We start from the raw sequence: 12,728 nt of genomic DNA, 5'->3' as shown, positions 1-12,728 counted from the left end.
TATGATGAATTTGAAGTGTCCAGGCTGCGCTAGCGACGAAATGCGAGTGTCTTTTTTTCATGGTCAAGAAGTCGATAGCTGTACTGCTTGCGGTGGTATTTGGTTTGACAGTGGTGAGCTTAATGCTGCGCTTTCTGCAGCCGATAATGGTAATGATAGTGTTGGTATTGAGAACTCATTGGGTTGTTATAAAGGGCCGTCTCAAAAAAGCTGCGTTCATTGTGATGAGGTTTTACACCATTACCATTTAATGGATGATTTCCATGTTGAAATTGATATATGCCACTCTTGTACCGGTGTTTGGATTGATGAACATGAGCGTGAAAAAGTGGTGCAGTCACCGCAAATTCACGCCGCATTAGAAGAGTTAAATAAAAAGGTAAACCTTAAGACCTGGCTATTTCAATTTTTAATGCAAATGCCGATGGAGTATAACCTTAAGCCTAAAAGTACACCTTGGGTAACCTATACCTTAATTGCGATTAACACCTTTATTTTTATTGCCACAGTACTGCAACCAAACGCAACTGAGTGGATTTACGATACGTTTGCTTTAAAGCCGGTTGATTTAGTGCAGGGGCAACATGTTACTGGCTTGGTGAGCCATATGTTTATGCATGGTGGCTGGATGCACCTGATTGGTAATATGTATTTTCTGTACGTAGTTGGTGATAATTTAGAAGATGCTTTGGGGCACAGTCGATTTTTAACTATGTATTTGATATGTGGTTTTGCCGCTGCTGCAGGGCATATTATTTCAGACCCAAGCTCGTCGATTTACATGGTTGGTGCAAGCGGTGCGATTGCCGGACTATTTGGTATGTATTTACTTTGGTTTAGGCATGCAAGTTTGACCTTTATGTTCATCATTTATCAAAAGAAACTGTCGCCAATGGCATTTTTTGCTATTTGGTTACTGATGAATCTTGCTGGTGCTTATTTTGGCGGTGGTGGTGTAGCTTATTGGGCGCACATTGGTGGTTTTGTTGCAGGGCTTAGTATTGGCTTAGTGCTGAAAAAGCAGGTGATGCGTGATAATCCAATCTTAAGTATGCTTAATTCGGATGAATTAAAAGTTGCCCGTTAATACATTCAGGCTGCTTATATTAGCCGTATAAATAGAAAAGGCCGCTGATGCGGCCTTTTTTACTGGTATATTAATAGCTTAGAAGTGCCACTGCAGATATACGCTTTGGTAGTTACTGCCGCCGCTAATACGTCCAAAAGCTGAGCTGGACTCGAAGATCCCTGAACGGTGGTGAATGCTATAACCCAACCACATATTGTCTAACTTAGCAGAATTAAAAATATCGCCGACGTTGACATCGAGAGAGAAATCTAAGTAATTAAGCAGCTTTGAAGGCTTATAGCCTTTGATATCAAGCTCCGAGCCTTCAATATGAGTTACGTTGCTGACATAAGATAAACCTTCAGCAACACCGAGTCTAAATCGAGGTCCTAGTTCAAAGGTATAGTAGGCCTTTACAGCAATTACGGCTTCAGCAATATCGTCTTGTACTTCTGAGCTGTAATGCCAAGCAACACCCGGAGTTAAGTAGAGGTCAATAGGCAGGTTGAATAGGCTATCCGTTAGCTGAGTACCGTAAAATATTGAACTCATCTGGTTATTATATGGGTCAGTCTTAGTTTGCCACTTTAAGATGGCATTGAGGTTTGATGGCGTAGCCCAACCATGGGCGACGCGTATGTATTCGCTGCCCTCTTTACGCTTTTTTTGTACAGGTTGCGCAGAGTATTTTTTCTTGTTTGGTTCAGGATAGAAGCCAAAACCGAAGAAAGATTCATATTGAAAGCGGTTATTAATGGTCGGTAGGTGGTAGACGTCATCTTCAAGACGACCAACACCGAATTGACCAAGCAGATATAAGTTACTGAACACATGGTAGCGCGCTTTGACGCCCGCATTAAAGCCAATGCCGCCACCAACGTCATACCTATCTAGGCCATAGTAATAGTCATTAAAGTCAGCACTTTTCCATTGAAACTCGGCGTAAGGTTTAACTTTCCAGTCGCCAGACTCCCAAGTGTATTGGGTGCGACTGTAACCGTAGCTACGTTTATTTGAGTCCGAGAGAAAGGCTAAATCGAAGTCCCACTGATCTTTAACAAAGCGGTATTGCAGACCAAAGTCAAAAGCTTGCGACTGCGATTCGTTTTGCAGCTCTTTCGGAATATCAACAAAGCGAAAGCGGGTATAGAGGTTTATCTGGTGATTATCGTTTTTCCAGATATGGCCTGCCGCTTCCATGCCATTGATATAGAAATAATCATTTTCAAAGTAGATTAATGGCAAAGTGTCGTAGACTTCGTCTTGCTCGGTAGCGTAGGGGATATCACCGCGGCGCACTCCGATACCTATGCCCCAGTTATTAGGCCATTGGACTTCAGGCTCTGCTGCAAGCTCAACTGGCGGTGGCGGCATGGGTGATTGCTGTTCTGCTGCCTGCAATGTAGCGCTGGCGATGAGTAAACTAAAAGGTAACAAGCTCTGTATTTTCAGTGTCATATTTTATTCTTGTTAGCGCGGGTACTGTGAGTAAGAGTACTGCGTTTTGAATCATGAATCACATTATTTTAACAATGTAGGGTTAAATAGTGCTTAATAAAAAAGGCCGCATATAGCGACCTTTTAGATGATTAATAGTTAGTAGGCCATTAATCGGCTTCTTTTAGACTCTGGGTCAGTTCAACAATAGCTTTTTTACCGTCGCCAAACAGCATCAATGAGTTATCCATAGCAAATAGTGGGTTAGGTAAACCCGCAAAGCCTGGGCTCAATGAGCGCTTAACGACAACTACTGTTTTAGCTTTATCGACGTTCAGGATCGGCATGCCGTAAATAGGGCTGCCTTTATCTTCACGAGCCATTGGGTTGGTTACATCGTTTGCACCAATCACAATTGCTACGTCAGTTTGCTCAAACTGAGGGTTGATCTCATCCATCTCAATCAACTGCTCGTAAGGCACTTCGGCTTCAGCTAGTAGTACGTTCATATGGCCTGGCATACGGCCCGCAACAGGGTGTATAGCGTAAAGTACTTGGGTACCACGCGCTTCCATTACTGAGGCGAGCTCGCGCACAGCATGCTGGGCTTGCGCCATCGCTAAGCCGTAACCCGGAACAATAACAACGCGCTCAGCAGTCTCAAGTAGCATCGCCACTTCTTCTGGCGATGATGAGGTTACTTTACCAGCGTAAACCTCATCAGCATCAACTGTTTCACCACCTTCAGCCATTACGCCAAATAGTACGTTAAACAGTGAACGGTTCATCGCTTTACACATGATTTGTGTCAGGATGATACCCGATGCACCAACCAGGGAGCCCGATACAATCAATACTGTGTTGCCAGTAATAAAGCCGGTAGTTGCTGCAGCAATACCTGAATATGAGTTAAGCAAAGCAATTACAACTGGCATATCGGCGCCGCCAATTGGCACAACCAATAACAAGCCAAGTACTAGTGAAACCGCAACTAATGCGTAGATCAGGTTGATATTGCTTGGGTCCATTACGATAGCAATGGCAAGACCAATGGCACTGATAAGTAAAATCGCGTTAAGGATTTTATTACCCGGTACCTTAATTGGGTTACCTGAGATCAACTCTTGTAACTTAGCAAAAGCGACAAATGAACCCGATAGCGTTACGGCACCAATAATCACTGTTGCAGTAATAGAGACAAGCGCAACAGTGTGGGTGGCTGAGCTAGGGTCAAGGAAGTTTGCTAGGGCAATAAATAGCGAGGCGCCGCCACCAAAACCGTTAAGCATAGCTACCATTTGTGGCATTGAGGTTACTTGGATTTTCGTTGCCATTACAGCACCAATAGCACCTCCAAGTAGCACACCAGCAATAATCCACTCGTAGCTTAGAATGCTTTGATCAAATAGTGTAACCACTACCGCGATAAACATACCGAGTGCTGAAAGCTGGTTACCACGAACCGCAGTACGTGGCTTAGTTAGCCCTTTAATACCTAAAATAAATAGGCTTGCCGCTACAAGGTAGGCGAGGTAAATAATCGTCGTACTCATAGTGGCTTATTTCCTTTTGAACATGGCTAGCATGCGGTTAGTTACCATGTAACCACCGACAACATTAATCGTGGCAAGTACTACGGCAATAAAGCCTAATACGTTGACCCAGATGCCTGCACCAGAACCTGCTGAAAGCAGTGCGCCAACCAGAGAGATCCCTGAAATCGCATTTGAGCCTGACATTAATGGTGTGTGCAGCGTTGGTGGTACTTTGGTGATCATCTCGACACCTAAGAATACCGCCACCACAAATAGAGTTAACAGCAGTAAAATTTCCATTATTTAGCCTCCGAAGTGGTTGAGTTAGCGCTTTCAATTGAGTCTTCGTTAGGGCTAGCAACTTCTATAGCGGGTAAGCCTAAAAGGTCGCGCAGACGTGCACTCGCTACTTCACCTTGATGAGCAACAACAGTGTCTTTGATGATTTCATCTTCAAAGTCGAGGTTTAGCTCGCCTTCTTTACTAACGAGTAGCTTAAGCAGGTTTTCAATGTTAGTGCCGTACATCTGACTAGCATGGTTTGCAGCTGTGCCCGGTACATTTGATGGCCCAAGAATGGTGACACCTTTGTAAACGACTTCTTTATCAAGCTCGGTTAGTTCACAGTTACCACCGGTTTCAGCAGCAAGATCGACAATAATGGTGCCACTCTTCATGCCATCAACCATTTCCTTGGTGATAAGGATCGGTGCTTTACGCCCTGGAATTGCTGCTGTTGTGATAACAATATCTTGCTGTGCAAGTACGTTCGCCATCGCTTGTTGCTGACGTTTTAAGAAGTCATCAGACTGTTCTGCTGCATAGCCACCTTTGGTTTCAGTATTTTCAGCTTCGAGGTCAAGCTCAACTGGTTTAGCGCCAACAGAGATGATCTGTTCACGCGCGGCAGGGCGAATATCATATGCCTCAACGACAGCACCTAAACGCTTTGCTGTAGCACAAGCCTGTAGACCCGCAACACCCACACCCATGATAAAGGCGCGTGCTGGTTTTAAGGTACCCGCTGCGGTCATCATCATTGGGAATAGTCGCGGCGCTTTATGGGCTGCAAGTAGCACTGCTTTATAGCCAGCAATGGTTGCCATAGATGACAGAATATCCATGCTTTGTGCACGAGTGATGCGCGGTACAAGCTCTAGCGCAATCGCGGTTGCACCTGTTGCGGCAATAGTTTGTGCATTTTGTGGCTGCGCAAGTGGATCCATCATACCAATAACAATTTGCTGAGGTTTAATCGCTGCCGATAGCTCTGCAAGTTGCTCATCTTTAGCGTTTACCACTGTGATGATATCTGCTTCAGTTAGCACTTGTTGGCGAGACACAATCGATGCGCCTGCTTGAATGTATTCTTCATCGGTAAAGCCTGCATTGCTGCCAGCGCCACTTTCAACAAGAACTTGTAGGTTATTTTTAAGCAGTCGAGTCACATTGGCAGGAATAAGCGCAACGCGACTTTCAGCTGCATGACTTTCTTTGGGTAGACCTAGCTTCACAAAGGTAAACCTCTCTGTTGAGGACATTCGTCGGGACAGATGTCATTTATTTGTCAGGATGCATATTGTGGCGACTCTTAATCTAGACACAAGCGCATATTTTTCAATATCCCACTTTATGGACTGGTCAGACTGAAAAATTTGCGCTAAGCCACACTTTTGAATAGAAGTTTGCGCTAGCAAACCCTATTGCAAACCAGTTTATTGATTCGCTAGTTACTTTTGTAGCTTAATTTTTGAGCTTTGTATATTCCTAAATCGAATTAAAAATTATCTTTTATTCTTTTTTTCTTTTGTTGGGAGGGGCTAAGCTTGCCAACAATATACTGATACAGGGCCGTTTCCATGTTGTTAAAAGAGCTTTCCTCACTCGCTTCGCCGCTTTCTGCTGGCCAAGTTGATAAGTTAAAGCAGCTCACTGCAGAGCTGAGTGCCGTTCAACTTGCTTGGGTTAGTGGCTATCTTGCTGCAACATCTGAGCAAGGAACGGCTGAACTACCAAAAGCGGCTGGCAGCAGTGATGCTGGTGCTGAACAAACCATATCGATTGTTTATGGTAGCCAAACTGGAAACGGTCGCGGCATTGCTTCAGAGCTTGCAGAAAAAGCACAGGCTCAGGGTTATGCGGTTAACTTGGTTTCGATGGGCGATTATAAAACTCGCCAATTAAAGCAAGAGAGCTTATTGCTGTTAGTGGTGAGTACTCATGGTGAAGGCGATGCGCCGGATGATGCGATTGAACTGCACAAATTCTTAAGCTCAAAGCGTGCACCTAAATTGGATAATTTAAATTATTCGGTGCTTGCATTGGGGGATTCAAGTTATGAGTTTTTCTGCCAAACAGGTAAAGACTTTGAGTCTCGCCTCAACGCTTTAGGGGCAACTGCGATTGCGCCGTTAGTTGAGTGTGACGTTGATTACCAAGAGCAGGCTGAACAGTGGCAAGCGGATGTATTAGAAGCGGTTAAGCCACTTATTCAAACAGCCGGTGCGAGCGTGGTATCGATAGCTTCTAGCCACGTAACAACTAGCAGCTACACCAAACAAAAGCCCTATAGCGCAGAGCTCTTGGTTAGCCAAAAACTCACGGGGCGTGATTCTGACCGCGATGTGCGCCATGTTGAGATTGAGCTCGGTGAATCTGGACTCAACTACCAAGCTGGTGATGCACTAGGTGTGTGGTTTACCAATTCACAAGATTTGATTGCTGAGCTGCTGAGGAGTTTAAAGCTTGATGCGAACGAAGCAGTTACAGTCGGTAAAGAAAAGCTTAGCTTGCTTGAGGCGTTGACTCATAAGAAAGAGTTAACACAGTTATATCCAGGTTTAGTGACTGGCTGGGCTGATCTAAGCCAAGATCCAAAGCTATTGGCTATTAGTGCTGATAAGTCGCTGACCCGTGAGTTTGTTAATAACCATCAAGTTGCTGATTTAGTGCGTTTGTTCCCCGCTAGCGTTACCGCAGAGCAATTTGTTAGCCTTCTGCGCGGTATTACTCCAAGACTTTACTCTATTGCGTCAAGCCAAGCTGAAGTTGAATCAGAAGTGCACTTAACCGTAGCCTTGGTTGAAGATGAGCGTGATGGTGTGGCCCGCTTTGGTGGTGCATCGCAATTCCTTGCCAGCGCCGAAGAAGGGCAAACGGTACAAGTTTATGTTGAGCCTAACAATCACTTCCGTTTGCCTGAAAACCCTGACACCCCGGTGATTATGGTTGGTCCTGGAACTGGCGTCGCTCCATTTAGAGCCTTTATGCAGGAGCGTGCAGCACAAGGTGCAGAAGGGAAGGCTTGGTTGTTCTTTGGTAATCCGCATTTTGAGCAAGATTTCCTATATCAAACAGAGTGGCAGCAGTATCTGCAAAGTGGCGAATTATCACGCATTGATCTCGCTTTCTCTCGCGATCAAGAGCAAAAAGTTTATGTCCAGCACAAATTGGCTGAGCAAGGTGAAGCACTGTGGCAGTGGCTTGAATCTGGTGCGCATTTTTATATTTGTGGTGATGCAGAGCGTATGGCTAAAGATGTCCATCAAGCGTTGTTGGACTTAGTGATGAAGTACGGCAATAAAAAGCCAGAGCAGGCTGAGCAATACTTAGAAGAATTAAGAGCCGCTAAGCGTTATCAAAAAGACGTCTATTAGGCTCCATTTTGTCAATGATGAGCGACGCCATGCTAAAGCAGGCGCAAAACCAAAAGAATTTTAAGAGAGTACCTTGCTATGAGTGAGCAAAAGTTAGCAGTAAATGAATACCTGAAGACCGACAGCGATTATTTGCGCGGTACCATCCAAGAAGGCTTAGATACGGCGGTTACTGGTGCCTTTAGTGAAGGCGATCAGCAGTTGATCAAATTCCACGGTTTTTATCAGCAAGATGACCGTGACTTACGTAACGAGCGTAAAGAGCAAAAGCTAGAGCCTTTGTATAGCTTTATGTTACGCGCCCGAGTCGCCGGTGGTGTGTGTTCTCCTGAGCAGTGGTTGGCGGTAGATAAAATTGCTTCAAACCTTACAAGCTCAAACAGTATTCGTTTAACGACGCGCCAAACGTTTCAGTACCACGGTATACCAAAGCGTAACCTTAAAACGATTATTCAAGATCTTGACCGTGAAGCTCTAGATTCTATCGCCGCATGTGGTGACGTTAACCGTAACGTGATGTGTAATCCAAACCCGGTTGAGTCGAAGTTGCATCAGCAGGCTTACGCTTACGCTAAAAAGCTATCTGACAACATGCTGCCGCACACCAAAGCCTACGCAGAGATTTGGCTTGATGATGAAAAGTTGGTGACCACAGAAGGTGAAGAAGTTGAGCCGGTATACGGTAAAACTTATCTGCCGCGCAAGTTTAAGATGGCAGTTGCTGTACCGCCTGATAATGACGTTGATGTTTACACTAATGACCTTGGCTTTGTTGCCGTTGCTGACGGCGATGAGTTAATTGGTTTTAATATGGTTGCCGGTGGTGGCATGGGCTCGACTCATGGTGAAGTTGCTACATTCCCACGCTTAGCAGATGATTTTGGTTATATCAAAGCGGAAGATACCCTCAAATTTGCTGAAGCGGTAATGACGATTCAGCGTGATTGGGGGAATCGTGAAAACCGTAAGCTATCACGTTTAAAGTACACCATAGTGAAACATGGCTTTGATAAGTTTAAAGCAGAAGTCGAAGCTCGTACTGGTATTAAATTTGAGCCAAAGCGTGATGTGGTGATAGGTGATCGTGGTGATCGTTATGGCTGGAAACAAGGTGTGGACGATAACTGGCATTTGACTCTGTTTATTGAAGGCGGCCGTGTTAAAGATTTACCGGGTCAACCGCTGCAAACAGGCTTGAGAGAAATCGCCAAGATCCATAAAGGTGATTTCCGTATGACCTCTAATCAAAACATTATTATTGCAGGCGTCCCCGCTGCCGATAAAGAACAAGTTGAAGCATTAGCAAGGCAACATGGGCTAATGGGTAAGCTAATTACTGAAACCCGTGGTCACTCAATAGCGTGTGTGGCACTGCCGACTTGTGCGTTAGCCATGGCGGAAGCAGAGCGTTATTTCCCTGACTTTTTAACTAAAGTGGAAGCGTTGCAAGAAAAGCATGGCTTCCTAGATCAAGGCATCGTTATTCGTATGACTGGATGCCCTAATGGTTGTGCCAGACCCTTCGCAGCAGAAATTGGTTTAGTCGGTAAAGCACCGGGACGTTATAACCTTTATCTTGGCGCCAGCTTTGAAGGGACACGTTTAAACAAACTGTACCGAGAGAATATCCAAGAAGCGGAAATCCTCTCGGAGTTAGATACCTTGTTTGCGCAGTATGTGGCAGAGAGACAAACAGGTGAAACTTTTGGTAATTACACTGTGCGTAGCGGTGTGGTTGCAGCTGTAAATGATGCGGCTAAGGATTTTCATGGCTAATCTCCAAGCTGTTGACTCTGTTATTTCGGCGGATGAACTCAAGGCTTTATTGGATGCACCGAAAGTTGAGCAACAAACGGAATTAAAACGTGTTAATGCATTTTTGGAGCAATTAACACCGGTCGAGCGTGTTCGCTGGGCGTTAATTTACTTACCAGGCAATCATGCACTATCGTCCAGTTTTGGTATTCAAGCGGCGGTAATGCTGCATATGGTGAGTACTGAAAAGGCTGATATTCCGGTGTTACTGACAGACACTGGTTATCTGTTTAATGAAACTTATCAGTTTATTGATGAATTGACTGAAAGGTTAACGCTTAACTTAAAAGTGTACGCATCGCCATTTAGTGCTGCTTGGCAAGAAGCTCGCTTTGGTAAACTGTGGGAACAAGATATTGATGGTTTAGATAAGTATAACCAAATCAATAAAGTTGAGCCTATGCAACGTGCTTTAGCTGAGCAAGATGTGTCGACTTGGTTTGCGGGCTTAAGACGGTCACAGTCGAGTACACGTGAAGACTTGCCTGTATTAGCGATTCATGGACAACGCTATAAAATATTGCCGATTATTGATTGGAGTAATAAACAGGTACATGAATACCTAACCGAGTTTGAACTGCCATACCACCCATTATGGGATCAAGGTTATGTATCCGTTGGAGATACCCATTCGAGTAAACCACTTGAGCTGGGCATGAGCGAAGAGGAAACTCGTTTTAATGGATTAAAGCGAGAGTGCGGGTTGCATTTTGATATCTAACATTGCCAACGCGATAAGGTTATAAGTGGTACTATCGTGCTATCTATGGTTGCTAAGTGTTAACTTTGTATACAAAGGAGCTTTTGTCAAGAGTATGTAAATATTAACTTTTTAATCCTTTAGTATTAAAAATAATTTATTTTGTACATTTTTGCTCACAGGGTTATGCACAGTTAGTTTTTTTAGGCTATAGTCCAAAGTTCCCGTAGATGGTTTTAGGGAACTGTTCTGTATCAGACCCTATTGGGTCAAGTAATACTTAGTCTTCCACTGGTTAACTTATTAGCCAGCTAAGCATTACAGGCAGAGCCGTCAGTAACCAGATAAACCAAGCTTAGCTTTTGTAGCCATATAAGGGCAAAAGTTGAGTGCTTTGATTGGCTTGCTAGCGCCTGCTTATCAAGCAATTTGTACCCCAGGTCTCCCAGTTATTATGGAGTCTCTGGGGTTTTCATTTTATGAGGTAACCTCTTCTCCCTCTTGTTCTTTCCCTATCTAGTTGTACTTATCTTCGATGGTTTGTAGCGTCGCTTTCTATAGCATTTACACTGTTTTTTTGGGCTGTAGGTCAATTACTTGCGCTAGCGACTACTGATGATAATTGGCTTATTTTGATTCGAAGTGGCTAGTAAAGCCTAAATGTGTTTTTGCTTAAGTTGGTAATAAGTAGGGACAATGTTGTAGTATTGCTGCGCTAATAGGTTGTTTCGCTTTTATTGGATAAATTGAATTATAAATGGAGTTTTGAATGAATAAGATGCTTATTGCCGCGGCAGTTGTCGCTGTAGGTGCGGGTGGATATTGGTATAGCCAGCAATCGGCGCCCTTGTCGACGAGCGATAATGCAGTACTAAGCTATGTACCTGCTGATACCCCTTTATTTTCTGCGCAGCTCACACCTTTCCCTATTAAATCTTATATTAACTCTTTACCTGAAGCTTACAGGCAGTACCCTGTTGACGTCTTAGATGAGCTTGAGCAAGAAGACGATCCTAGAGCCCAGTTTTTTGTCAGCTTGATGAAGTCTTATATGGCGTCCATGAAAGATGGCGAAACATTCATTAAGACCTTTGGTTTTGCTGCAGATATTCGCAGTTATTTTTATACTCTTGGCGCTATGCCGGTATTAAAAATCGAAGTTGAAAATGCTGACGCTGTTTGGGCTTTACTGGATAAAGCTGAAGCAGAGAGTGGCTTGATGCATATCAATGCCAACTTAAAAGGGGTTGATTACCGCAGTTATAAGCTCACTAGTGAGACAGAAGAAGAACAGATAAATTTAGTGTTTGCTGTGCATGATGGTTTGTTGACAACCACCTTTAGTACCTCGTTTAGCGATGCAACTTTACTTGAAACTGCATTAGGAGTGACGCCCGTAGATTACTCTATTACTGATGCAAATATCATTCAAGACATCATTACTAAGCATGGCTTTACCAATGAAGGGATTAGCTATATCAATCATAAAGAGATTGTGACGGCGCTAACCAGTACTGACGGTAATCAATTGGCAGGTCAGCTATCAAAATTATTCGCTATGGCTGATGAAGATCCATTTGAAGAATTAAGAACGCCAGCGTGTAGTGTTGAGCTAGCTTCTATTGCGAATAATTGGCCGCGTACCGTTGCTGGTTATGATGAGCTTAAGGTAACCGATAGTGCGAGTTCATTTGGTTTTAGAACGGTAATAGAGAGTGAAAACAAGCTACTGATCGATGCCTATCAAAAGCTACGCGGGTTTATTCCTGCATACGTGCAAGATATCGATAATAGTGTATTTACCATGGGCGTAGGCATTGATGTAAATCAAATGGTGCCATCACTTACTGCTATCTGGGATGACATGCTGACACCTGAGTACCAGTGTGCGCCTTTGGCGGAAATGCAAGCGCAAATGAGCCAGCAAAACCCCGCTATGTTAGGTATGGCTACAGGTATGGCTAATGGTGTTAAAGGTATTGGTGTTTCGCTTATTGATTATAAAATTGCTGACGACTTAGATGATCCTAAGTTAGAGAGTGTAGACGCTGTGATCAGCTTATCTGCTGAAAACCCAGCAATGCTATTCAATATGGCTAAGTCATTTTCTCCAGAGCTTGCTAGCGTTCAATTACCGACGAATGGTGATGCAATTGATCTAAGCAGCATGTTACCGCTGCCACCTGAAATGAATATTTCGCCAAAACTGGCTGTTAAAGGTAATCATTTAGTGCTGTTTGCAGGTGATAAAGGTGAAGCTGTCGCTAACTCTCTAGGGCAAGAAGCACTTGCCAATAATGGCTTGATGCTAATGTCTGCTGATTACATGAAAATGTTTAAGCCGCTACTTACTTTTATCGAGCTTACGGGTGAGCAAGTGCCTGAAGAGTTAGAAATGATGAAGCATTATGATATGCGCGTTAAGTTTGGTTTGGATATCGACCAAAAAGGTTTTCAAATCGATTCGCACCTCGACTCGCGCTCAACTCAATAAGCGATCTATGCCATAATCATCG

At 43.9% G+C, this 12,728-nt stretch carries 9 protein-coding genes; 5 read left to right on the top strand and 4 right to left on the bottom strand.

What is annotated here, in order from left to right; all coding sequences use genetic code 11:
- Position 1: 1 nt before the first annotated feature.
- Positions 2 to 1,087 carry a rhomboid family intramembrane serine protease gene (locus tag AB4298_RS01685; protein ID WP_371985534.1) on the top strand — a complete coding sequence of 362 codons (1,086 nt, stop codon included), beginning with the start codon at positions 2 to 4 and terminating at the stop codon, positions 1,085 to 1,087.
- 78 nt (positions 1,088 to 1,165) lie between these two features.
- Here AB4298_RS01685 and AB4298_RS01680 read toward each other — a convergent pair whose 3' ends face one another.
- The 4 genes from AB4298_RS01680 to AB4298_RS01665 all read right to left on the bottom strand — a co-directional run bounded on the left by AB4298_RS01680 (position 1,166) and on the right by AB4298_RS01665 (position 5,555).
- Positions 1,166 to 2,527: a MipA/OmpV family protein gene (locus tag AB4298_RS01680; protein ID WP_371985533.1), complete on the bottom strand. Its 1,362-nt coding sequence runs from the start codon at positions 2,525 to 2,527 to the stop codon at positions 1,166 to 1,168.
- Positions 2,528 to 2,676: 149 nt separating this feature from the next.
- Positions 2,677 to 4,059, bottom strand: coding sequence for an NAD(P)(+) transhydrogenase (Re/Si-specific) subunit beta (locus tag AB4298_RS01675; protein ID WP_371985532.1), 1,383 nt, complete (start codon positions 4,057 to 4,059; stop codon positions 2,677 to 2,679).
- 6 nt (positions 4,060 to 4,065) lie between these two features.
- Positions 4,066 to 4,341, bottom strand: a complete 276-nt coding sequence (locus AB4298_RS01670; RefSeq protein WP_012153916.1) for an NAD(P) transhydrogenase subunit alpha part 2 — start codon at positions 4,339 to 4,341, stop codon at positions 4,066 to 4,068.
- A complete protein-coding gene (locus tag AB4298_RS01665; RefSeq protein WP_371985531.1) occupies positions 4,341 to 5,555 on the bottom strand; it encodes a Re/Si-specific NAD(P)(+) transhydrogenase subunit alpha in 1,215 nt (404 codons plus the stop codon). Before AB4298_RS01665 ends, AB4298_RS01670 begins: the two co-directional genes overlap by 1 nt.
- A gap of 345 nt (positions 5,556 to 5,900) precedes the next feature.
- Here AB4298_RS01665 and AB4298_RS01660 point away from each other — a divergent pair, with 345 nt between their 5' ends.
- The 4 genes from AB4298_RS01660 to AB4298_RS01645 all read left to right on the top strand — a co-directional run bounded on the left by AB4298_RS01660 (position 5,901) and on the right by AB4298_RS01645 (position 12,706).
- Positions 5,901 to 7,697 carry an assimilatory sulfite reductase (NADPH) flavoprotein subunit gene (locus tag AB4298_RS01660; RefSeq protein WP_371985530.1) on the top strand — a complete coding sequence of 599 codons (1,797 nt, stop codon included), beginning with the start codon at positions 5,901 to 5,903 and terminating at the stop codon, positions 7,695 to 7,697.
- Positions 7,698 to 7,775: 78 nt separating this feature from the next.
- Entirely contained in the window at positions 7,776 to 9,473 is a 1,698-nt protein-coding gene (gene cysI / locus AB4298_RS01655) for an assimilatory sulfite reductase (NADPH) hemoprotein subunit (RefSeq protein ID WP_248998817.1), read from the top strand.
- Complete coding sequence (locus AB4298_RS01650; protein WP_248998818.1) at positions 9,466 to 10,233, top strand: phosphoadenylyl-sulfate reductase; 768 nt, start codon at positions 9,466 to 9,468, stop codon at positions 10,231 to 10,233. The genes cysI and AB4298_RS01650 overlap by 8 nt, the downstream gene beginning before the upstream one ends.
- A gap of 748 nt (positions 10,234 to 10,981) precedes the next feature.
- Complete coding sequence (locus tag AB4298_RS01645; RefSeq protein ID WP_371985529.1) at positions 10,982 to 12,706, top strand: hypothetical protein; 1,725 nt, start codon at positions 10,982 to 10,984, stop codon at positions 12,704 to 12,706.
- Positions 12,707 to 12,728 lie beyond the last annotated feature (22 nt).

The sequence above is a fragment of the Shewanella sp. 10N.261.52.F9 genome, assembly GCF_041471165.1.
GTDB classification, from domain to species: Bacteria; Pseudomonadota; Gammaproteobacteria; order Enterobacterales; family Shewanellaceae; genus Shewanella; species Shewanella marinintestina.
Note: the sequence above shows the minus strand (reverse complement) of the source record. Positions and strands in the feature narration are given on the sequence as shown.